General features: G+C 42.3%; 25 protein-coding genes and 1 tRNA gene. 4 read left to right on the top strand and 22 right to left on the bottom strand.

Features of this window, described 5'->3' with window-relative positions:
* The 12 genes from CRG89_RS05155 to CRG89_RS05100 all read right to left on the bottom strand — a co-directional run bounded on the left by CRG89_RS05155 (position 1) and on the right by CRG89_RS05100 (position 8,244).
* Positions 1-435 carry a 50S ribosomal protein L14 gene (locus tag CRG89_RS05155; RefSeq protein ID WP_103287241.1) on the bottom strand — a complete coding sequence of 145 codons (435 nt, stop codon included), beginning with the start codon at positions 433-435 and terminating at the stop codon, positions 1-3.
* Positions 425-814 (bottom strand): 30S ribosomal protein S17, encoded by a 390-nt coding sequence (locus CRG89_RS05150; protein WP_103287240.1) that lies wholly within the window; start codon positions 812-814, stop codon positions 425-427. Before CRG89_RS05150 ends, CRG89_RS05155 begins: the two co-directional genes overlap by 11 nt.
* A complete protein-coding gene (locus CRG89_RS05145; protein WP_103287239.1) occupies positions 801-1,109 on the bottom strand; it encodes a ribonuclease P protein component 1 in 309 nt (102 codons plus the stop codon). Before CRG89_RS05145 ends, CRG89_RS05150 begins: the two co-directional genes overlap by 14 nt.
* Positions 1,110-1,126: 17 nt before the next feature.
* Positions 1,127-1,387, bottom strand: a complete 261-nt coding sequence (gene rpmC / locus CRG89_RS05140) for a 50S ribosomal protein L29 (protein ID WP_103287933.1) — start codon at positions 1,385-1,387, stop codon at positions 1,127-1,129.
* 21 nt (positions 1,388-1,408) lie between these two features.
* Positions 1,409-2,110, bottom strand: coding sequence for a 30S ribosomal protein S3 (locus CRG89_RS05135; RefSeq protein WP_197706722.1), 702 nt, complete (start codon positions 2,108-2,110; stop codon positions 1,409-1,411).
* 5 nt (positions 2,111-2,115) lie between these two features.
* Entirely contained in the window at positions 2,116-2,589 is a 474-nt protein-coding gene (locus tag CRG89_RS05130) for a 50S ribosomal protein L22 (RefSeq protein WP_103287238.1), read from the bottom strand.
* A 15-nt stretch (positions 2,590-2,604) separates the two neighbouring features.
* Entirely contained in the window at positions 2,605-3,000 is a 396-nt protein-coding gene (locus CRG89_RS05125) for a 30S ribosomal protein S19 (RefSeq protein WP_103287931.1), read from the bottom strand.
* Between the two features lie 159 nt (positions 3,001-3,159).
* Positions 3,160-3,423: a 50S ribosomal protein L23 gene (gene rplW, locus CRG89_RS05120; protein WP_103287237.1), complete on the bottom strand. Its 264-nt coding sequence runs from the start codon at positions 3,421-3,423 to the stop codon at positions 3,160-3,162.
* A complete protein-coding gene (gene rpl4p / locus CRG89_RS05115; protein ID WP_197706723.1) occupies positions 3,420-4,238 on the bottom strand; it encodes a 50S ribosomal protein L4 in 819 nt (272 codons plus the stop codon). The genes rplW and rpl4p overlap by 4 nt, the downstream gene beginning before the upstream one ends.
* A complete protein-coding gene (locus CRG89_RS05110) occupies positions 4,235-5,221 on the bottom strand; it encodes a 50S ribosomal protein L3 (RefSeq protein ID WP_103287236.1) in 987 nt (328 codons plus the stop codon). Before CRG89_RS05110 ends, rpl4p begins: the two co-directional genes overlap by 4 nt.
* Before the next feature lie 743 nt (positions 5,222-5,964).
* Entirely contained in the window at positions 5,965-6,930 is a 966-nt protein-coding gene (locus CRG89_RS05105; RefSeq protein WP_103287235.1) for a cupredoxin domain-containing protein, read from the bottom strand.
* Between the two features lie 486 nt (positions 6,931-7,416).
* Complete coding sequence (locus tag CRG89_RS05100) at positions 7,417-8,244, bottom strand: putative RNA uridine N3 methyltransferase (RefSeq protein ID WP_103287234.1); 828 nt, start codon at positions 8,242-8,244, stop codon at positions 7,417-7,419.
* Positions 8,245-8,284: 40 nt separating this feature from the next.
* On the opposite strand from CRG89_RS05100, the gene CRG89_RS05095 reads away from it, so the two are divergent.
* The gene (locus tag CRG89_RS05095; RefSeq protein ID WP_158648733.1) at positions 8,285-9,583 is read left to right on the top strand and encodes a serine hydroxymethyltransferase; all 1,299 of its coding nucleotides are present in this window, start codon (positions 8,285-8,287) and stop codon (positions 9,581-9,583) included.
* Positions 9,584-9,684: 101 nt separating this feature from the next.
* On the opposite strand, the gene psmA is transcribed toward CRG89_RS05095, so the two are convergent.
* Complete coding sequence (gene psmA / locus CRG89_RS05090; RefSeq protein ID WP_103287232.1) at positions 9,685-10,419, bottom strand: archaeal proteasome endopeptidase complex subunit alpha; 735 nt, start codon at positions 10,417-10,419, stop codon at positions 9,685-9,687.
* Positions 10,420-10,477: 58 nt separating this feature from the next.
* Between psmA and CRG89_RS05085 the strand changes: the two genes are divergently transcribed.
* Positions 10,478-10,894, top strand: coding sequence for a DUF371 domain-containing protein (locus CRG89_RS05085; protein ID WP_158648732.1), 417 nt, complete (start codon positions 10,478-10,480; stop codon positions 10,892-10,894).
* 695 nt (positions 10,895-11,589) lie between these two features.
* Here CRG89_RS05085 and CRG89_RS05080 read toward each other — a convergent pair.
* The 7 genes from CRG89_RS05080 to purS form a co-directional block, all read right to left on the bottom strand.
* Positions 11,590-11,805, bottom strand: a complete 216-nt coding sequence (locus CRG89_RS05080; protein ID WP_103287230.1) for an SRPBCC family protein — start codon at positions 11,803-11,805, stop codon at positions 11,590-11,592.
* A 62-nt stretch (positions 11,806-11,867) separates the two neighbouring features.
* The gene (gene purE / locus CRG89_RS05075) at positions 11,868-12,425 is read right to left on the bottom strand and encodes a 5-(carboxyamino)imidazole ribonucleotide mutase (RefSeq protein ID WP_103287929.1); all 558 of its coding nucleotides are present in this window, start codon (positions 12,423-12,425) and stop codon (positions 11,868-11,870) included.
* A gap of 34 nt (positions 12,426-12,459) precedes the next feature.
* A complete protein-coding gene (locus CRG89_RS05070; RefSeq protein WP_103287229.1) occupies positions 12,460-13,701 on the bottom strand; it encodes a 5-(carboxyamino)imidazole ribonucleotide synthase in 1,242 nt (413 codons plus the stop codon).
* Positions 13,702-13,810: 109 nt separating this feature from the next.
* A complete protein-coding gene (gene purF, locus CRG89_RS05065) occupies positions 13,811-15,256 on the bottom strand; it encodes an amidophosphoribosyltransferase (RefSeq protein ID WP_103287228.1) in 1,446 nt (481 codons plus the stop codon).
* Positions 15,246-17,471: a phosphoribosylformylglycinamidine synthase subunit PurL gene (gene purL, locus CRG89_RS05060; RefSeq protein ID WP_103287227.1), complete on the bottom strand. Its 2,226-nt coding sequence runs from the start codon at positions 17,469-17,471 to the stop codon at positions 15,246-15,248. Before purL ends, purF begins: the two co-directional genes overlap by 11 nt.
* Positions 17,468-18,196 carry a phosphoribosylformylglycinamidine synthase subunit PurQ gene (purQ, locus tag CRG89_RS05055; protein WP_103287928.1) on the bottom strand — a complete coding sequence of 243 codons (729 nt, stop codon included), beginning with the start codon at positions 18,194-18,196 and terminating at the stop codon, positions 17,468-17,470. Before purQ ends, purL begins: the two co-directional genes overlap by 4 nt.
* Positions 18,197-18,330: 134 nt before the next feature.
* Positions 18,331-18,579 carry a phosphoribosylformylglycinamidine synthase subunit PurS gene (purS, locus tag CRG89_RS05050; protein ID WP_103287226.1) on the bottom strand — a complete coding sequence of 83 codons (249 nt, stop codon included), beginning with the start codon at positions 18,577-18,579 and terminating at the stop codon, positions 18,331-18,333.
* 91 nt (positions 18,580-18,670) lie between these two features.
* Between purS and CRG89_RS05045 the strand changes: the two genes are divergently transcribed.
* A tRNA-Thr gene (locus tag CRG89_RS05045) sits at positions 18,671-18,748 on the top strand.
* Between the two features lie 40 nt (positions 18,749-18,788).
* Here the strand turns inward: CRG89_RS05045 and CRG89_RS05040 are convergent.
* Positions 18,789-19,181, bottom strand: a complete 393-nt coding sequence (locus CRG89_RS05040) for a PPOX class F420-dependent oxidoreductase (RefSeq protein WP_103287225.1) — start codon at positions 19,179-19,181, stop codon at positions 18,789-18,791.
* Positions 19,182-19,231: 50 nt separating this feature from the next.
* On the opposite strand from CRG89_RS05040, the gene CRG89_RS05035 reads away from it, so the two are divergent.
* Positions 19,232-20,113: a cupredoxin domain-containing protein gene (locus CRG89_RS05035; RefSeq protein WP_148695172.1), complete on the top strand. Its 882-nt coding sequence runs from the start codon at positions 19,232-19,234 to the stop codon at positions 20,111-20,113.
* A 27-nt stretch (positions 20,114-20,140) separates the two neighbouring features.
* Here the strand turns inward: CRG89_RS05035 and CRG89_RS05030 are convergent, their stop codons facing one another.
* On the bottom strand, positions 20,141-21,367 hold the full coding sequence (locus CRG89_RS05030) for a hypothetical protein (RefSeq protein WP_148695173.1): 1,227 nt from the start codon (positions 21,365-21,367) through the stop codon (positions 20,141-20,143).
* Between the last annotated feature and the right edge of the window lie 49 nt (positions 21,368-21,416).

Raw genomic sequence — 21,416 nt, 5'->3', positions numbered from 1 at the left:
CTATACTATCATGGATGCAAGGTTTGCTATCCTTGGCCATCTCTCTGCAGCCTCTGCAGCGACTGGACCCTTTATATCTGTACCCTTCACATCCCCCTCTGGTGTTATGAGTATTGCTGCGTTATCCTCAAAGCATATTCTAAGACCATTGGGCCTCCTTATAGGGTACTTCTGGCGTACTATAACTGCACCAAATATCTGCTTCCTTAACTCTGGAGGACCTTTCTTAACAACGACTGTTACAAGGTCTCCTACAGATGCTGCTGGGTACCTTGATAACCTACCCTTGTACTTATTTACCTGGATTACTTGCACTATCTTTGCACCAGTGTTATCAGCACATACTAGATTTGCATACACTGGTATGGCTCTGGTTATATGGGGCTTGAACTCCTCAACCCCCTTTGCTGATACTGCTCTACTCTTACCTGCCATGCCTCTTCTTCCTCACCTCCAACAGTGCAAATGCAACTGTCTTGCTTAACGGTCTACACTCACCTATAAGTACTTCATCACCTTCTTCAACATCTATGCACTCTGGCAGATAAGCATGTATCTTGCTCCTCCTCCTCTCATACCTCTTGTACTTCTTTATGTACTGCTGATAATACCTCTCTATAACCACCATCTTCTTTGCCTTCTTGCTAACAACTATACCAGTTAGCAACCTTCCCCTTATGCTTAACCTCCCATGGAATGGGCACTTGAGATCATTACATGATCTAGAGGGTAGAGTAACCTCTAACCCTATACTCCTAGCCTTGCTGTTACTACTATTACTACTGATGTTAGTGTTTGCATCACCTTCTACCATGTATCATCACCCTCTCTATCCTCTCAATCCTATCCTCTGGTCTACCAATTAAATCCTTGCCCTCAACTTTACATCTAACCCCATCTGGGAGAGTGAATACTAACCTTACTATAGCCTTTGGTAAAGCCTTTATCCTGTATCTATCTGCTTCATCAACCTTAACATAGAGCATATTTTTGCTCTCAAATACAACCTTTCCATGCAATCCCTGGAGTGTTGGATCACTACTCTCCTCTACTACCAACTCTAGGCCTATAAGTTCGTGTGCAAATATGTTATCCTCCCTTAGCCTCATCTACCATAACCTCTCCATCAACTACTACTGCTACTACCCTTACCTTTACCCTTGTCCTTACCATTACCCTCTGCTCCTCTCCTGCTCCTCTCGCCAAGTATGGTTAGGATCCTTGCTATATCACGCCTCATGTACTTAACCTTTCCACTCTCCTTCTTTATTGTACCCTTTGCCCTATCCACCATTATCTTTGCTAGCTCTGACCTCAACTCTGATAACTTTGCCTTGAGATCATCATCACTTAGAGCCTTGAGATCCTTTAACTTCAACCTTGCCATCTCACCAACCACCTCCTCCTTTCACTCCACATCTCCCTCCCTCTCCTTCTCCTCCGCCACCATCTTCTTCTCTTGCACATTGAGATCTTGTTCTACTTCAACCTTGCTTACATCACCACTATCCCTTAACTCAAACTCTGCTGGTAGTGCATCCTTGTATGCTATCTTTATATGTATTCCATAAAGGCCCATCTTAAGGAGTACATGTGCCACTGCCTCCTTTACTGCTCTCTCTGCTGGCTCTCCACTCTTTGGTAGTATGCCAGCGGTGTACTTCTCAAATGATGCCCTCTCACTCCTCAACTTGCCAGAGATAACAACTTCAGCACCCATTGCACCAGCATCCATTATTGTATTCAGTGCCCATAACGCTGCCCTCCTGAATGCTGTACCCTTGCTTATCATCTGTGCAACCCTATTTGCTATTATCCTTGGGTTGAGCTCTGGCACCTCTATCTCAAGTACTGAGATCTGAGGGTTCTCAAGCCCAAACTCCTTCTCCAACTTACTCGTTAACTCCTTTATACCAAAACCCTTCCTGCCTATTATGAGCCCTGGTCTTGTTACATACACCGTTATCCTAGTGCCCAATGGAGTCTTCTGTATCTCTGCACCACCATAACCTGCATGTGCAAGCTCCTTCTCCAAGAACTCATCAAGCTCTGAGTTCCTGAAGAAGTTCTTCATTATGGCCTTTGTTGAACTGTACTCCTGCTTTGACATACCCATCACTTCTCAGAAGCAACCAACTCAACATGCGTAAGGGTATTGAACCTTGCACTACCCCTTCCAAATGCTCTAGGCATGAACTTCCTTATCTTAACTCCAGGGTATGCACATGCATGTATTATTGTAACCCTATCAAGGTCCATCCCTTTATACTCGCTATTTGCCTCTAAATTTGCAAGCAAGCGTAGTATCTCCCTTGCTGCTTTGACAGGGTACCTCCCAGCAGGGAATGCATTCTTGCCCTTCAACTCAGACCTATGCCCAACCTTTGTATGGTAATGCCTGAATGGTACAGGTATCTCCTTTGCTACAACCTTCTCAAGGTACTCCTTCGCCTTCTCCAACTTCATCCCCTTTATTGCATTGCATATCTCTATTGCATGCTTATGTGAGATATCAACCTCCCTTATGCTTGCCCTTACATGCTTGCTCTTATCGTACTGCTTCTTGAATGTGTAATCGAACTCTGGCATAATAACACCTCCATACTACTTCAATGGTACATACAGGCTTGATCTTGAGGCACCTATGCCTGGAGTACCATGCTTAACAGGCTTGTTTGTTATTGCATACTCACCAAGGTAATGACCTATCATCTCTGGCTTGATCTCAACAGGAACAAACTCCTTACCATTAGCAATATGTATGGTGAGACCAACCATGTTGGGGAGTATAGGCATATCACGCAGATGTGTCTTTACAGGCTTGCCTGAAGGATTATCCTTTGCAGCCTTTAACTCCCTCAACAGTTTAAGCCTCTCTTCTCCAAGCCCACGCTTCAAGGTTCTCCTAATCCTAGAGGGTAGAATATTTATCAACTCTTCCATACTCATCTCCTGCAACTCTTGTAAGGTTCTACCCCTATACCTGAACTCCTTCACCATATCTGCATCCATGCAATTTAGCCTCTATTAAATCTAACGTGTTAACTATGTCATGAGATAGTGTTATCTACTTACTCAACTTTCTTGAAGCAGTGTGATGATGTATAAAAATTGATTGATTAATCAATGATGGTTGGGTTAATTTGATGATGATAATAATCAGACTAGTCCTAACTTCGTTGCTAGATCCCTTGCTGCTCCAGCCTTGAACTTCACATATGCCTTCTTTCCATATATCGTCCTTGCTGTGTTAACATCAACAGCATCAACATTGTAGAGTATCTTTATAGCCTCCTTTATACTCTGCTTATCTGCCTTATCATGTACTATGAATGCTAGTATATCCTCCTTATCCATCTTTGTGTAGATCTTCTCAGTTATATAAGGTCTGATTATTATACTCCTTGCCTGTTCAGCATTCATCTAGCCATTACCTCCTTCATCAACTCTATTGCATTGTTGCTCATATCCCTTATACTCTCTAGCGCACCTTTACTCCATATGCAGAGCCTTCCAGCATGACCACCAGGAGCAAGATGGAGTATGCTTAGCCTACTCACTGGTACAACCTCTACGCCTGGTATAGAAGATGCTGCCCTTGCTATACTATCAGCATTCTTCACTATTATAAGGGCACTCTTTGCTATATACTGCTTCCTTCCACGCATCCTTGCCTTACCGCTCCTCTTCTTTATACTTGCCCTTGCCCTCTCAAGATCATCTGTTAGCCTCAATGCATTAAGAACCTTGAGAAGGTCCTTACTCTTCTTTACACCTTCTATATCATCTGTGACTACCAATGGTAGTTCAATATCATCAGGTATCCTATGCCCTCTAGCCTTTACAACCTCTCTCATCATTGTTGCTGCTATTGCACTACACAATGCTAGATGCTTCTCCTTCTTGTTGAGCCTCTTAACTATAACCTTCTCTGCCCTTGGTGGATGGGTTAACCTGCCCTTAACAACACCAGCAACCCCTCCAGCCTGACCTGCCCTCCTCATACCTTCACCCTTCACCCTTGCCATCCTTGCTATACCAAGTCCTGTACCCCTAGACTCTGCACTAACCCTCATCCCTGCCAATGGATCCCTCCCCTGTGGTTGGAACAGTTTAGATTGGATGTGAACAAATGCTTTATGTATGAGATCCATCCTGTACGGGGTTAAGAATACCCTTGGGAGTTCTACCTGCTCAACCTTGCTACCATCTAGAGAGTATACACTTACACTCATCATGCTATAACCTCCACTATCTTAGGCTCAACAACCTTCTTAACCTTTGGTCTTATAGCATACCTCAACTTTACAAGCCTCTTTATTGCACCTGCAATAGAACCTCTAACCACTATATAATCTCCCTTGAGTATGCCAAAGTGCATAAAGCCTCCCTTTGGCGTTATATTCTGCTCATCTACACTTGCAATCATGAGTATCCTCTTGTTGTACTCAAGCCTCTGATGGAAGCCTCTCTGCCCTGCTCTCGGCACTGTGTACATTACAGTAGCAGGGCTTATTGGACCCAGTGTACCTACTGCTCTAACACTCTTCCTTGACTTGTGCTGCTTCCTCTTTATGCCCCACCTTGTCACAGGTCCTTCAAAGCCTTTACCCTTGGTTATTGCACTAACATCAACATACTCACCAGTCTTGAATACTTCATTTATCCTAACATCCTTGCCTAGCAGGTTCTTAAGGTACTCGAACCTTGCCTTCACATCCTTTCCACCACCAACACCAACCTCAAATACAAATGGCTTCTTCTGCTCTAACCCTGCTGCCCTAGGGGTTACAGCAACGATTGCCCTCACCTCATGAACACCATCCAACTTTATATCATTCAAGGAACTCTGCTCCGTAGGCTTGATCTTAACCTTCCTTGCAAGTTCTTTTGGTAACCCATCTGCATATATATCGAAGAGTGATCTTAAACCATAAACACTCTTCTCATACGCTCTAATACCTATAACCCTCATGGGAGGAGTAACTATGACTGTTGCTCTACTCATCAATGGCTTGCCAAAGTTTGGTGTCCTCTCCCTATCATCTATGCTTATGAGATGGATGTTTGCTGCCTTGAACCCTGCAAAGCCCAACAGTCTAGGCTCTTTAGCATCTATCTCTGGCCATGTCCTTATCCTAGACTCTATACTCTTTGCCCTTGCTCTAGGCAGGTATGCTAGACTACCCCTCCTTGGCGCACTATGCTTCCTATGGCCCATACTTCCTCATCTTAATCTGATACTCTATTATAAACCTAAGGTCAAGGGGGATTAATTCCAGTCTTGATAGAATTGATACTTCCACGAAAGTTTGGAGATTCTTGCTTCTCTCTAAAGGTCTCATTGTTCTAGAGTTCATAACCATTCTAGACTTCCACTTAAGAGCAAAGGTGTGTCACAACACTGTAACACTGTTATCCCTACCACAAAGATTCTATATTACGGTTTTATCTTTATATTCATATTTGTATTCGTGATCTCTGATTCCTTTCTCTCTAACTATATCTAGTTGTAGAAGCTTATGCTCTGTAGCTAACTATGAAATCTCAATATATCTGTAGGTAAAAGAGCGCACTTAGGTCTAACATGATTTATGATGTTAGAAACTAAAAGACGGCTATATTCTCTAGTTATATAACAAAGCATAAATTTACATAGACTTCTACAAAAGTCTAGAACTTTAGTTCTGTTCTTGGACGAATTAACTATTCGATTGGTTTAATGGTTATTTAACTAATCTTTCTTGAACGAGTAGCTCATGAAACAGTAATAGGATAGGGAGGTAAGAAAGAACTAAGTGGACTATGCTATATGTCCATAACAAGGCTTGTTTGATATGACAATCCAGAACCTAGTATGATGAAAGGTTAAGTCTAGAAGAACCTAGAATCTCCAGACCTTATTGTGAAGAGTATCAAATAAATTCATCCTACTGTTAAAAACCGTAGGATTTCTTGCCGGATTTATCTAATTATAACCTTACCACTCATCCCTTCATCCTTATGGTATGTGCAGTGATATTCAAACTCGCCCTCTTTGGTGAAGAGGTACTGCCATATCTCTCCTCCACCTATATCCTTGCTATCTATCAATATTGAAGACCCATCCAATGTCTTATATATACCAACTATGTTGTGAGACAGAGTAGAGTAGTTATGCCAGTATAGTATAGTACTAGGTTTTATGATAACAGTGTATGGCATAAACGAATTGCTTTCCATGTATATTTTGTTAGGTTTTATATCGTGTCTTATTACAGTCTCTTCTCCCATAATAATATCCTTGACCCTTCTTTCATCTATATCAACAATTACCCTTGTTATCTGTTGATGTATCTCATACACTTTATCCTTCTCTCTTTCTAGATCTACAACAGCGGATACTGGATATTGATGGCCGCCCATGATATGCCAATTAATAGTAATAACAACCTCTCCATATCTGTTGCTCTTGTAGGTATTGTTATTGCTAACCTCTTCTCTAAGGTTATCAAGCATAGGTTTGAGTAACGGTTTAAGTATCATGCCTATAAGTTCATGATGTACTGGATTCCGATGAGGTGCTGAGATCTTTATGTCTGCGGGTAACTCAACTGGCTGTACCCCTACAACGGTAACTTGTGCGCCTGAATCTAACCATCTATTTATCATATCAATTATATGAGCATCTTGTAGGGTTATGGTTAGAGCCGTACCAGCCCTCTCGTTTACAGCAGATATTGTTAGATTAGGATGGGATAATGAATGTAGTGCAGAGGGTGTAGAGGTAGAAGAATTGGTAGCGTTGAAAAGACCTGTATTATTTTCTACATGGTTATCTGTTGGAGGCAGATAATAGGATAATACAATATAGACAGATATACTGCTAATGATTATAACTATTGCTGATAGCAGTAGAGGTAGGACTCCCCTTTTCTTTAGCCAATTCATGCTTATATATAAATAGATATAGATAATTCCTATAATAAGTTTACGGTTATATTACTAGATTGTCAAGATAATACTGATACCATTGAATTGCTAATCTAATTAAAAAAGAGATCATCTATGCTAATAAATAGACTGCTAACATAACATCTTGTAGTAGTAGATAGGTTAAGCAGTTAAAAGATCATAGTAATCAAATAGTATATACTAACAAACAGTTCCTATACTAAGTGCATCTACTTGCTTGCTTATCAATAAGTCATGATAATCCTCTTCTCCAGATTGTATATCTATGAATATTGTTAGGAACTCCTCTGTTATAGATTATGTATGGATGATCTTAATGGGAAGTTGTTATAGAATGCTAAGCCTCCTCTTCCTTTAACATTGCAAAACCATTCATGACTCTGCTATTACCTCTAGCAATGCTCATACAAGGATCAATGGCTTATTCTCACTCACAGTACTTGAGTATCTGCTAGTTCTAGACTAAGATTTTATGTAATTTACAACTGCAAGGCATCCAAGTATTGCTTCTTCAAGTCTAACACTCTCAACCTTCTGCATGGGGAAGAAGTTGTATGTAAGCATATCTATCCTTACATTACCAGCGATCTCATACACATCCTTGTACGGGGAGCCGAAGATGAGCATTATATCCCTTGCCATTGCAATATCATGCTCTATCTCCCTTACAGGTCTTCCTAACTTGGATGTGATTATAGCAAGGCTCTCTCCACCCTTCTTCTTGCTACTCAAACCCTTCAGAAGATCACTAGCAGTACCAGCATACCTTACATGATAACCCCAATAACCCTTTATCTCGCCCTCCCTTGCTATCCTACACCTTAAATCTGGATATGGGGATGTGAATATCACTGAGACCCTCTCCCCTACCTTAACCTTATCTGCATGCTCGAGCAGTACAGGCTCATCAAGCCCAACATCAACATAGTATCCATCCCTCATCCTCCTTACTACTACACCCTGCCTTACATCATCAACCTTAACCTCATCCATCCTCACGTATGGTTTATGGTGTGGTGCCTTCAATGGGGGGAAGAGCCCAGCATACCTCAACTCCCTCATCCTTCCATAAAGCCTCTTCCTTAGGTATTGAGGGGTATCCATGAACTCAAGGATGAGCTTCAAGAGCATACCATCCTTGCTGTAATCTGCACTTGTATCCCTGTATATCAACACAAACTCTACGCCAAATATTGCTAACACTCTAGCAATCCTTGATGCCTTTATGCTCTTCTCCCTTAGAGTACTCTCATCAGCAAGGCTTGAGTCTGGTATTGCCACACTTAGCATAGGCTATACTTAAATCTACGTATTAATGACTGTAATTGTTATGGCTGATAGTGATAGCAGCAATAATAATAATAGTAGTAATGGCAACAGTGGTAGTAGTAGCAGCAGAAGGAGAAGCAAGAGCAGTATACTAGACCTAGTTCTCAAGCATGAAGGATATAGGAGTAGGTGTATAAACCTCATAGCATCAGAGAATGTAACAAGCCATGCTGTTAGGGTACTACTATCAAGCGATCTGATGCACAGATACTCCCTCAGGATGTTTGCTGATAGTGCAAACTTCTACAGGGGTACAAGGTACATAGAGCAGGTAGTAGAGTATGCAGATTCCATTGCAAGGGAGTTGTTTGACGCAAGGTACGCTGATGTAAGACCAATATCTGGGCATATATGCTCCTTAGCAGTGCTCATGCATCTAAGCAGGAGTTATGATAGTATAATGGTACTCAGCATGGATGCTGGAGGCTATCCTGGATACATGGATAAATATATGCCATCTAGGTTTATGCTCAAGGTGCACAGTATACCATATGATCATGCAAACATGTGCATAGATGTTGATGCATGTATAGCAAGGATACATGAGTTGAAGCCTAGGCTTGTTATCATAGCCCCTTCAGTGATAACATTCCATACACCCCTTGAGGGTATAGCAAGGGCATGTAGAGATGTAGGCTCTATGCTTGTATATGATGCATCTCATCTGCTTGGACTTGTAGCAGGGGATGCATTCCCAAATCCATTGGATGAGGGTGCAAGCATATTGATGGGAAGTACGCATAAATCGCTTCCAGGACCTCAAGGAGGGTTGATACTTGCAGATAGGGATGATGGTTATGGGTTGGGAGATAACATACAACTAAAGGTTATAGATAATCCACACTTCAACAGGATAGCAGCACTTGCCCTTGCTCTAGAGGAGATGCTTGCATTTGGTAGAGATTATGCTATGCAGGTTGTTAGGAATGCTAAAGCATTGGCAAAGGCTCTAGATGAGTATGGTGTTGAGGTTAGGAGGAGGGCTAGAGATGGTCAGTACACAGAGACACACCAAGTGCTCCTTAACCTTAAGCATGAGCATAGAGATAGATTGGTTAGGATCCTTGAGGATGTAAATATAATTGTTGATAGCATGCTCAGGCTAGGTACATGTGAGGTTACAAGACGAGGGATGAAGGAGGATGAGATGAAGAGCATAGCGGAGATGATATCAAGCATATATCATGTGCTTGAAGATAGATCGAAGCAAGAGAATGTGATAAATAAAATCAAGAAGGATGTTGAGTATCTAACCTCTCGCTTCAATAGCATACATTACTCATTTACTCCTCTAATCTGATCGCTACTACTACTGCTACTACTTTGCTTCCTTCCTTCATTCTTTCTTTATTTATTTATTCACCTTGCAATTTGCCATTCTATATTATTATTTAGATAAAATTATTGCGTTACTGGACCACGACTCCTTGCAATCTCTGCGTACTTTGCAACCTCCTCTTCTGTTAACCTGCGCATCTTCCTACTCTTGTTATCTATGACAGCCATCTTTATATGCTTGGTACCACTCTTATCCTCGCTGACATGGTATATTGCCTGTATGGCTAGAACACATGCATCATCTAGACTCATATCCTCTCTATACACCTTCTCTAGCAGATCATTAACCTGATCTGAACCAGCACCTATAGCAATTGCATTGTATGCTAGGTATGTACCACTTGGATCTGTAACGAATATGCTACCTCCATTCCTATCAACCCCTCCTATTATCAATGATACTCCATATGGCCTAACACCAGCATACTGTGTGAACTGCTGTGCAAGGTCAGCAATGTTCTTTGCTATGGTCTCAACATCTGCTGCTTCGTCATACACAAGCCTGTTACTCTGTGCCATAACCCTAGCATGATCAACTTGGATCCTTGCATCTGGGATGTAGCCTGCCGCTGCAACACCGATATGCTCATCAACCTGGAATATCTTCTGCGTCATAGTATGAACCTGTAACTTCTTTGCCCTCTCCTCTGCTGCAAGCACTACACCATCCTTGCTCTTTATCCCTATCGCTAGAGTACCTCTCCTTACAGTCTCTATAGCGTACTCAACCTGGTATAGTCTACCATCTGGGGAGAATACTGTTATCGCTCTATCATATCCTGCTGCTGCTGGTAACACATTGATCTTGCAGATATGCCAGCATTTAAAAGTTTCTTACGCAGAAGGGATTGATGTGGTGCATGAGGTAACCATAACGTTCCATGGGCATAGGAATGTTAGAGCACTGCATAGAAGCACCATAGAGGTTACAAGGGATGAGCATCTTACAACTAGAGGAGATTGTATAGTTGGGGTTAAGGCAGATAAGGCATGTAGAGACCTTAACGCTCTGATAGGTGATATTATAAGGGATGATGGTAGAGAGGTAAGGTTCACCATACTCGTTAGGGGCATGGAATGGAGGTTCACCGCTAAAGGATGCAGGATGCTTACACTTGAGGATGATCGCTCTATTGTTATAAGGAAGAGCAGGTATGTATGCCCAAGGACCCTTGCCATAATGAGTAATGCATCTGCAATAGATATGCCAAGGGAGATGGTTAAGATGTTAATGGATGAGAGTACTAGAGGTTTGATGATAATAGAGTGTTGATAATTGCGTTATGATGATAATTGCTTTGTTGTATAACTACCTAGCAAGATCTTTTTATTTAATATGCTAGAGATTAGGCTATTATGAATTGGTCTATGATGAATCTTTAGTTATGCTAAGAGATCCTCTTTTTGATACATTACCTAATTGGCGTTATGAGTTAAGGAAGATGAATAACGTAAGAGATAGTAGATGAGCATATGATAGCAAATCAAACTTTAAGTTCCTTGATTGCTGATAGTGCAAGAACCTGCTATAAGGGCAATAAAGAAGGAGGAACTCAGTTATAGATGGGGATGATCATCTAGCATATGCTGTATTAGAACAACATGACTAGGAGATGAAAGAGTAGAGTACAGCAGTATGGCTAGTAGCAGAATCTGTATTCTCTTCTCTTAAAAGGATATTCAGTAAGCATGTTATGGCTAGAGTATATTAAAGGTTAAGGAGTTTTGTATGAACACTAAAAGTATCATTATTATACAACCTACTTAACATGCAGTAGATAAGCAAAGAAGGTAGTAGTTAAGGTAAGATGGATATCATCTATAATAACCAAGAAGGTAGTTATGCGTGAGTAATCTATTATACATCTCTTACCTGAGTTATGCATATCCTTGTTAGTTATCTCTTACAGTATGTGTATGCCTTCAAGAATGGAGAGTCTACAGCCTCATCTGAGGCCCACATCCTCCCTATAAATCTCTTATTATGGAGTACCATTCTAACCTCTGACCTAGAAGCCTAGCACTCATCCTTATCCTAATGCCATCTGATATCTGTTCTGGAACCTCATCAACCTTAAACTTTAGACTCTCTGGATATACAACTTTTATATTCTTTGGATCTGCTATGAACTTGAATGCAGTCTTGCCTACATCAACCTCAACACTTGCTGATACTAATCCCATATATTATCTCTCCAAGATCAGTATATAACCAGGCATCATAAGCACTACTGCTTATAGGATGCTCAATGCTGTGTAGATCCCTTCTGTTCAAGATATGCCTTGTAACCCATACCCTCTAGCCTTGTTGCTGCATCAAGTACCTTATCCCTCATCTCACTCTTGTATCTCTCTAACCTCATCGCTACATCCTGATCCTTGATTGCTAATATCTCGCATGCTAGAATGGCAGCATTCCTTGCACCATTTATGGCTACTGTTGCAACTGGCACACCTGGGGGCATCTGCACTATAGAGAGTAGTGAGTCTAGCCCGTTAAGGGTAGCAGACTTTATAGGCACGCCTATAACTGGTAGTGTTGTTAAAGATGCAACCATACCAGGTAGATGGGCTGCTCCTCCAGCAGCAGCTATTATAACCTCTATACCTCTCTCTCTAGCGCTCTTTGCATAATCATACATACGCTCTGGTGTTCTATGGGCAGAGACTATGCTAACCTCATAAGCAACGTTAAGTTCATCCAAGAAGGCACAGGCATCCTTCATAACCTCAAGGTCTGAATCACTGCCCATTATAACTGCAACCCTTGCATTCTTTCTGCTTATACTGCTAACATCACCCATCATCATTGCTAACATCACCAACCAACATATACATTCATACACTTACAAGCCTTAAGGCTGACCTGATCTGCATGGCACTCTTCAATAGATCATCAAGATCATCACCAAGTAGGGTTATATGCCCCAACTTTCTCCTCCCCTTGTTGCTCCTCTTCCCATATATATGGATCCTTGCATCCATGCACATAATCCTCTCTATACCATCTATAGCATAGTAACCATTTATACCATCATCCCCAAGTATGTTGATCATAACTGCTGCCTTGCATACCATCCTAGGCTCTATCAATGGTAGATCTAGAACTGCCCTTATATGCTGCTCAAACTGGGATACGTTGCATGCCTCTATACTATAATGGCCTGTGTTATGCACCCTTGGCGCTACTTCATTCACCAGTATGGAGTATCCATCACCATCGCTATCATCATCTCCATTGCTAATGTTATTACTGTTATTACTACTCTTACCATTGCTCTTTGTAACGAACATCTCAACACCAAACACCCCAATGCCATCAAGTGCCTGTATAACATCCATCGCTACTCTCTTTGCCTTATAGGCCAACTCCTCTGGTATCCTTGCTGGCACCATACTTGTATCTAGTATACCATCATCATGTACATTCTCAGCAACAGGGTATGCTACAACCTCTTCCTTGCTACTCCTAGCAACTATTACTGATACCTCCTTTATGAAAGGGATGAACCTCTCAACGTATACAGAGTCCCATCCTCCCCTAGAAGCAACGAACCTTGCTATCCTATCGTTGGTAGCATCATCATAACCTTTAACCAGCAAGTTCCCTCTACCATCGTAACCTCCCCTCTTAACCTTTAACATCACAGGATACCCTATGCTCCTTGCTATGGAGTGAAGATCATCTATGCTATTTACTGAGAATGACTCTGCAACTGGTATACCGCTCTTGCTTAGCATATACTTCTGCATGAACTTATCCTGAACTATCCTTAGAGCATGTGCTGGAGGCCTAACCTTGTACCCCTTCCTCTCTAGACTAGCAAGTATATCTGCATCTGCCAACTCTATCTCGTATGTTACAGCATCACTCATACTTGCTAACCTCTCAATCGCTTCTGCATCGTTGAACCTTGCTACTATCAACTCATCAGCAAGCATTGATGCTGGGCAATCATCTGAGGGATCGAGTACATTTACCCTCATGCTTAACCTCTTAGCCTCCATTGCAAGCATCTTGCCCAACTGGCCTCCTCCAACTATACCTATACTAAGAGGGTTCTTCATACTGTATAGCATAGCAGATCAGCAATGATGCATACAACTAATTTATAAAATTAAATCAATAGGCATATTCATTCATTCATACCTTCCCATCCATATTGTTGTTATCAAGTCTACACATAATTCACTCACTACCTTTAAGTTGCTGCCTACTCCTGAACAATGGTTTTATCTTGAGGTTCTCGTAGTTACCTGTATGGCATGTGAAGCATAACTCCTCCTTTGGAAGTCCTATTGCATCTGCTAGCCTATCCATATCGTTGTAGCCAACAAAATCTACACCTATGGCCTTTGCTACCATCATGCTAAGTTCATCTTCACCACACTCCTTCCCATTGTTGACTGTATATGCTATCAACTCCTCCTGTGATGGGAAGTCTATCCCAGCATAGCATGGGAACCTTATTGGGGGATAGCATACAAGCATCTTGATGCTCCTTGCTCCTGCACCCCTTAGGGCATTGACTATTGAGATTGAACTAGTGCCTCTAACTATGCTATCATCTATAACTATTACATCCTTGCCCTCTATAACACTCCTTATTGGTATTATCCTCCTAACAATCTCCATCCTATCATGCTGGTAAGGCTCTATGAAACTCCTTATAGGACCCTTCCTGCTGTAGCGATCCTTCATCAACCCCTCCTCAAATGGTATGCCCATCTCCTCAGCATATCCAAGTGCAGCAGGTCTTGCAGAGTCTGGTACAGGTATCACCACATCAGCTTCCAATCTATACTTCCTTGCAAGTACCTTGCCTATCCTCTTCCTTGCTAAGTATATGCTTATACCCTCCATTATGCTTGATGGATGGGCAAAGTATGTGTACTCAAATGCACAGTGTGCATGCGGCCTCTCAACAGCAAACATCTCACCGTTAAGGCCAGAGTCATCAAGTGTTATTAGTTCACCAGGCTCAACATCCCTTATGAGTTCAGCATTAACAGCATCCAACGCACAAGACTCTGATGCAACTATGTATGTACTGCTATCCTTATGATAGCCTAGCACGAGTGGTCTGAAGCCTTTAGGATCTCTAGCAGCATATACCTTGCCATCGTTTGTGATGAAGGTGAATGCAAATGAACCTACTATCTCCCTCCTAAGTATGTCTAGGGCTGAGGGCATATCCTTCTTCTTACCATTGAGGAGATCAACAAGCCTCCTTGCTGCTACAAGGGTATCACTCATATTCTGAGGTGTGAATGAGCATAGCCCTGTCATGCTTGCAAGTTCCTCAAAGTTGGAGATGGTACCGTTATGTGCAATACATAGATCCCTAACCTTCAAGGGCTGAGCATTACTTAGATTGCTCTTACCTATTGTTGAGTACCTAACATGCCCTATAGCGGCGTTTGATGCATACCTTGCTATTACCTTGCTGAATGATGATGTTGCCTTTGATACAAGCCCATACCTCTTGTATGGCTTCATCCTAGGCACTGCAATACCCCATGACTCCTGCCCCCTATGCTGCAGTGCCCTTAGGCATTCTATTACTATAGGTACTACATTCCTCCCAGCAAGGGAGTATGCTGCAACAACACCACAGTTCTCCCTAGCCTCCATGACCCATCAACCTTGCTATGCTAGAGTATGAATCTAGCATGCTATCCATGCTTATGCTTATGCTACTTCCCTTGTACTCAAGTAAGAGTGAGTCTGAATTGAATGCTCCTATCACACCTCTATGCACAGGGTAATCAGCAAGCACTCTATTAACAGCATCCAGATCATCCCTTCTTAATGATACAAGGAATCTAGAGTGAGACTCTGAGAAGAGTAGATCGTCAAGCCTTGTGCAGGTATGAGGCACATTACTCAAGTCTACCCTTGCCCCAATACCAGAGGCTATACACATCTCTGCTATAGCAACTGCTAAACCCCCCTTGGAGCAGTCATGCGCAGATGTAACAAGCCCTGCCCTTACAAGTGCAAGTAGAGCATCTCTAGCATGCTTATCATACTCTAGATCAACCCTTGGTACATCAGCACTTAGGATGGAGTGTATATACTCATAGTACTCTGAACCACCCATCTCCTCCTTGGTCAAGCCTATGATCATGAGCAGATCACCCTCTCCAGCATGACCATTCATAATCCTTCTTCCATAGCCATCCTCTACAAGCCCTACAATACATACTAGAGGAGTTGGCTTTATTGCTCCTTGCCTTGTCTCATTGTAGAAACTCACCTTGCCACCAACGCATGGTATCCCCATATACCTACCATAATCTGCTAACCCTCTAACAGACTCTACAAACGTCCAGAATACATGCTCATCCTCAGGACTACCAAACTGGAGATGGTCAACCATTGCTATGGGCTCTGCACCAACACATGCAACATTCCTACATGCTTCAGAGAAGCAACCCATACTACCATTGTATGGATCTATGTAGCAGTGCTTGGAGTTGCCATCAACCTTGACTGCTATATACTTGACACCATCCTCCATGGCACCATCATCTCTATCATATACTGGAAGCCCTACCCTCAGCACTGCAGCATCAGCATAACCAGGCTTCACAACGGTCCTTAACCCAACCTCATGGTCATACTGCCTGTATACCCACTCCTTGCTTGCTATGCTTGGATCAGCAAGTAGTTCAAGGAGTATCTCTGCTATATCATTCTGCTCTGGTACCTCTGGCTTCCTAGAGTTCCTTGCTATCTGCTCTATGTATGGTGGTTTCTTTGCATTACGCCTTGCAATAGGTGCCTTTGCAACTATGCTAGCCTTTATCCTTGCAACCTGCTTTCCATCATGGTATATGCTGAGGTAGCCATCATCAGTCAACCTTCCAAGTATTGAGTATGGTATCTCATACTTAGCCATAACAGCCTTGAACTCCTCAAGCCTTGATGGTTCAACTATGTACAGCATCCTCTCCTGAGACTCTGATATCATTATTTCCTCAGCGCTCATATCCTCTCTAAGATGGAGGGCATCAAGCGTAACAAGCATGCCTTTGCCCAATCTATCAGCAGTCTCTGATAAGCAGCATGCAAGCCCTCCTCCTCCAAGATCCTTTATAGCCTTTACACATCCCTTCTCTACACACTCCATTGTAGCATCTATGAGGAGTTTACCCATGAACGGATCTGGTATCTGTACAGCAGATCTATCCTCTTCCTCCCCCTCAAATGCCCTTGATGCAAATGATGCCCCATGTATACCATCTCTACCAGTCCTATTACCAGCAATGATAACAAGATCATCAGCATCGCCCTTAAGCATAACAAGCCTATCCTTCCTTGCTATCCCTATGCATGCAACATCAACAAGGCAATAGCTGGTAAATGAATCATCAAACTCTACCTCCCCAGCAACTGTAGGAACTCCTATACAGTTCCCATAATCTGCTATCCCTCTAACAACATTCCTGAAGAGCCACCTTGCATGGTTATCATACCTTATATCCCCAAACCTTAATGCATTAAGCAATGCTATTGGTCTACTACCCATGCTGAGTATATCCCTTATCACTCCCCCTATTCCTGTTGCTGCACCACCATAGGGCTCAACAGCAGATGGATGGTTATGGCTCTCTATATGCAGTGTAAGAAGCATCCCATCACCTATATCTAGCACTCCAGCATCATACCCAGGACCTATAAGCACGTATCTACCTTCAGTGCTGAACATCTTTAGATATGGTTTTGATGATTTGTATGAGCAGTGCTCTGACCACTCAGCAGATACCATGCTCAACTCAACGCTATTGGGCTCCCTTGCTAGAGCATCCTTCAAGTACTTTATCTCCTCATCTGTAAGGCTCATGGATGCTCACCTTTGCCATACAGGTACGATATTAGTGATCTGAATATAACTATACCATCTCCATAACCATGTAAGAGGGTAGAGTTATGCATGTATTGTGGCGTAAGCATGATCTCGCATGCCCTCTCTGGGTGTGGCATCATCCCAAGCACATTACCTTCTACATTGCATACCCCTCCAATATCATGGAGTGAGCCATTAGGATTATCCTCATACCTGAAGACTATCTGCTCATTCCTCTCCATCTCCCTTAACGTATCCTCATCAACGTAGTACTTGCCTTCCTGATTTGCTACAGGTATGTTGAGTCTCATACCCCTCTCAAGGAGTAGTGTAAACGGGGTTCTACTACCATCTACATCAAGCCTGAGCCTAGTCCATCTACATGTGAACGTTAATGAGTCATTGCGCATGAATGCACCAGGGAGCAGACCTGACTCAACTAGTATCTGGAACCCATTGCATATGCCAAGTACTGGCAGCCCATCCCTTGCTAACCTCTTCACTGCCTGCATAACAGGGCTGAATGCTGCTATAACCCCTGCCCTGAGCCTATCAGCATATGCAAAGCCACCAGGTATAACTATAGCATCATAATGATGGGAGTTCAGATCCTCTCTCTTATGCCATATGAACTCAGCATCAACATGCATTATATTCTTGAGGACATGGTATATATCCCTGTCACAGTTACTCCCAGGGAATACAATTATCCCTATCCTTATAGGCACATGTTATGCTATATGCAACCTATTATTATACGTTGATAAATTGAATTATGAGATATGGGATGAGCATTTAGTTAGTAATTTGTATACATTGCTTATCCTCAATCTACTCTGCTCTACTCTATTCTACTCTACTCTACCCTGCATATGCTTAGCATGGGGTTGTAGAGCCTCAACTCATCGCACATCCTCCTTACCATCTCTCTTGCATCCTCAACACTTTTAGCCTCAACCTCAACCTTGAGCATCTTTGCAACCCTTATAGACCTAACCTGCTGGTAGCCTCCTTTGAGCACTAGATCCTTGAGTATCGTATCCCCTTCAGGATCGCTTATGTATGGCTTGTTCTCTATCAGCACATTAACCTTGTACACTGGCATACCATCATCTATAGCAGGGATGATTTAAACCTAGATAAAGGGGTTATTATGCAAGTATTGCTGTTGAATGGACTAGCCTAGGTAATCTATAGCCTCGGTAGCTCAGCCTGGTCAGAGCGAGTGCCTTGTAAGCACTAGGTCGCGGGTTCAAATCCCGCCCGAGGCTCCACATATATTCAGCCTAATCTGAATACTGACTGTTATTACTGTTATGGTATGAGCACAACCTTCTCTGGCATTATCTTGAGCATTACCCTCTCTTCACCATCAACCCTGAATGGGAATCTATCTAGACCTAGGTACTTCTTTGCCATAGCATCTATATGCTCTTCAGCCTCCTCTCCTTTAACCTCTTCAACCACTCTACCCTTTATCATGGCAGCGTTGTAAGGATCGTTCCTATCAACTATGGATATGGTTACCCTAGGATCTCTCTTTACGTTCTTGTACTTTGCTCTTGATGTTGTTGTGTTTACTATTATGTAGCCATCCTTAAAGTCAACCCATACCGGCACTACATGAGGTGAGCCATCTTTGCTTATAGTAGCAAAGAATGCTAGATTCTTATCCTTGAGCAGAACTTCAACCTTCTCCACACTCATATTAATCGTGAGCAAAGGTTATTATTTAAGCATTGTAGAATGCCTATCAGTTGAGTGACTGGGAGTTAATGGTTCCAGGTTTAGGACTTGCAGTGATTGGGATGCTAGGCGTTATACTCTCATTAGCAGGGATAGCAAGAACTTTCGTTGAGGGGATGCATGCTATAAGTGCTATAGCCATGGTATTTGGGATGATACTACTTGCTGCTGGAATACTCAAGGATGGACTGCCTAGAAGCAAGGAGGCAAAGGCAGCAACAATATTCATAGCAGGGATACTTGCAGCATTGGGAGGGTTACTTGCTGGATTATCAACTGTAAGCACTCTACCTATACTTATAGGCACACTCTTACTCATATTTGTGCCAGCAACAGCAATAGCCTATGCTGTGCATAAAGGGAGTAGGCATATCAAGGCTATAGCAGCGATATTCATAGGTGGTTCTCTGATGGGCTTCATAACATTCTCCATATTCAGCATTATACAGCAGCCAACTCAGGCGATTGAAGAGCAAGGAGAGCAGGCTAGACCTGGGGCAGAGGCTGGAGGTGGATCTGAAACTCAGGTTGAACAGCCCAAACAAGAACCAGCGCCAACAGGACCAGTGGTAGAGATAACCATACTCCTTGACTCATCGATACAGGGTAATCCAGACTTCGATCCAGATGAGGTTAGCGTTGAGAGAGGCACAGTTGTAGTATGGAAGAATACGGATACTGCTGTTCATACAGTAGCAAGTGGTAAGGGCTTTGATGATCCAAACTTTGCTAAGTTCTTCAACTCTCCTGTTATAAACGTGAACTCTACATGGTCACTAGATACTTCTACTCTAGAAGCAGGAGAGTATGACTACTTCTGTACCCTCCATGCATACATGCAAGGTAAGTTAATAGTTGTTGAGAAGGAGACTGGTGAGACAGGTAGTACATGAGCATAGTAGGTAGAGATGATATACACATTAACTACTATCTATTTCCTTAATATCTAGAGCCTTTACAGTAGCAAGCATCTCCTCACTGCTTAACATGTAACCAACCACAATTATGAGATACCCTCCTACTCCATCAGCATCATCTGATATCCATACAGACATTGTATGCTCCAGTATAGAGCATGATAGTTCTCCTGTAGATCCTGTAAGATACCATCTGCTAATGAGGATGTAATACTTACCATCAGTACTCCCTGTGCTCTTCTCATATCTGCAGCTATCAGACTCTGAGTTGTAACCAAGGAGATTCAGGATAGTTAGTGCTGAACTCTCTTGCCTCTGCTCTAACCTCAGAATAGGATGCTTCGTAAGATCGAATATGCTCAATGTATATCTAGAGATACCAGTACTATTGATCCCAACATAAGATACGTTAATGTAATCTATATACTGCTTATCCTGCATATTGCTGTTGATATTATCCATCCACCTATGCCATACATCTACACGTGTTGGTATGTAGCCATCTATCATTGGAAGATTAATTCCAAGATGCTTGCTCACAGCATTAAGCATTGCTCTACTGCTATCCATCACATCCTTACCTAGAATTATCCTACCATGGCCTGGTATACCATCACCTCTAACACTATCATCCCCTTTGAACGCAACTATATAACCATCTGAATCAACCCCAAGCCTAAGTCTTGCCAATGCATTTGGAGAACCTGTAATATTCCCTGACATAGAATAGCCATAGATTACTATACCATCCCATACCCTGTATACATCACCAGAGCATGGATCCTCTATCCATTGTCGCTCACTCCTGTATCCTACTAGACATTTCTGTAGCATATTTATTCCAACAATGCTGTATGCCCTATAGGAGGAGATATCATTAGCATCCCCTCCATACATCTCAGGCAATCTTATAAGCCTATAGTATTCATAAGCATCAGCTTTCTCAAGTAATCTTATAAGCGATACTGGGTTTGGGTTTGAACCTTTGTAGAACTCCTGCATGGTCTTGTTGAAGGGGTCAAGGAATAGCATGGAAGAGTTCGGCTTCAAGTCACTAACCCTCACATACCTTGCTGTTATGCTACCATCCCATCGCTGCTCTATTGCTATTATCCTCCTACTACTACTCTCTCCAACATCAAAGCCTAAACCAATTGTTGCAAGTGAGGTTACTACAACTCCTATAGCAACAACTGTTACCAACATGATACCCCTATTTCTCATCTTCATAACCATAAGTAATCTATGCATAACTACTATAAATCATGTATGTTACTTA

The sequence above is a fragment of the Candidatus Nitrosocaldus islandicus genome, from assembly GCF_002906215.1.
In the GTDB taxonomy this organism is placed as follows: Archaea; Thermoproteota; Nitrososphaeria; order Nitrososphaerales; family Nitrosocaldaceae; genus Nitrosocaldus; species Nitrosocaldus cavascurensis.
Note: the sequence above shows the minus strand (reverse complement) of the source record. Positions and strands in the feature narration are given on the sequence as shown.

Coding starts and splice junctions, on each gene's coding strand:
- CRG89_RS05155 (WP_103287241.1), bottom strand. CDS start 435: ATGGCAGGTAAGAGTAGAGCAGTATCAGCAAAGGGGGTTGAGGAGTTC.
- CRG89_RS05150 (WP_103287240.1), bottom strand. CDS start 814: ATGGTAGAAGGTGATGCAAACACTAACATCAGTAGTAATAGTAGTAAC.
- CRG89_RS05145 (WP_103287239.1), bottom strand. CDS start 1,109: ATGAGGCTAAGGGAGGATAACATATTTGCACACGAACTTATAGGCCTA.
- rpmC (WP_103287933.1), bottom strand. CDS start 1,387: ATGGCAAGGTTGAAGTTAAAGGATCTCAAGGCTCTAAGTGATGATGAT.
- CRG89_RS05135 (WP_197706722.1), bottom strand. CDS start 2,110: ATGTCAAAGCAGGAGTACAGTTCAACAAAGGCCATAATGAAGAACTTC.
- CRG89_RS05130 (WP_103287238.1), bottom strand. CDS start 2,589: ATGCCAGAGTTCGATTACACATTCAAGAAGCAGTACGATAAGAGCAAG.
- CRG89_RS05125 (WP_103287931.1), bottom strand. CDS start 3,000: ATGGTGAAGGAGTTCAGGTATAGGGGTAGAACCTTACAAGAGTTGCAG.
- rplW (WP_103287237.1), bottom strand. CDS start 3,423: ATGAATGCTGAACAGGCAAGGAGTATAATAATCAGACCTTATATAACT.
- rpl4p (WP_197706723.1), bottom strand. CDS start 4,238: ATGATGAGTGTAAGTGTATACTCTCTAGATGGTAGCAAGGTTGAGCAG.
- CRG89_RS05110 (WP_103287236.1), bottom strand. CDS start 5,221: ATGGGCCATAGGAAGCATAGTGCGCCAAGGAGGGGTAGTCTAGCATAC.
- CRG89_RS05105 (WP_103287235.1), bottom strand. CDS start 6,930: ATGAATTGGCTAAAGAAAAGGGGAGTCCTACCTCTACTGCTATCAGCA.
- CRG89_RS05100 (WP_103287234.1), bottom strand. CDS start 8,244: ATGCTAAGTGTGGCAATACCAGACTCAAGCCTTGCTGATGAGAGTACT.
- CRG89_RS05095 (WP_158648733.1), top strand. CDS start 8,285: ATGGCTGATAGTGATAGCAGCAATAATAATAATAGTAGTAATGGCAAC.
- CRG89_RS05080 (WP_103287230.1), bottom strand. CDS start 11,805: ATGGGATTAGTATCAGCAAGTGTTGAGGTTGATGTAGGCAAGACTGCA.
- purE (WP_103287929.1), bottom strand. CDS start 12,425: ATGGGTGATGTTAGCAGTATAAGCAGAAAGAATGCAAGGGTTGCAGTT.
- CRG89_RS05070 (WP_103287229.1), bottom strand. CDS start 13,701: ATGCTATACAGTATGAAGAACCCTCTTAGTATAGGTATAGTTGGAGGA.
- purF (WP_103287228.1), bottom strand. CDS start 15,256: ATGGAGGCTAGGGAGAACTGTGGTGTTGTTGCAGCATACTCCCTTGCT.
- purL (WP_103287227.1), bottom strand. CDS start 17,471: ATGAGCCTTACAGATGAGGAGATAAAGTACTTGAAGGATGCTCTAGCA.
- purS (WP_103287226.1), bottom strand. CDS start 18,579: ATGCCAGTGTACAAGGTTAATGTGCTGATAGAGAACAAGCCATACATA.
- CRG89_RS05040 (WP_103287225.1), bottom strand. CDS start 19,181: ATGAGTGTGGAGAAGGTTGAAGTTCTGCTCAAGGATAAGAATCTAGCA.
- CRG89_RS05030 (WP_148695173.1), bottom strand. CDS start 21,367: ATGAAGATGAGAAATAGGGGTATCATGTTGGTAACAGTTGTTGCTATA.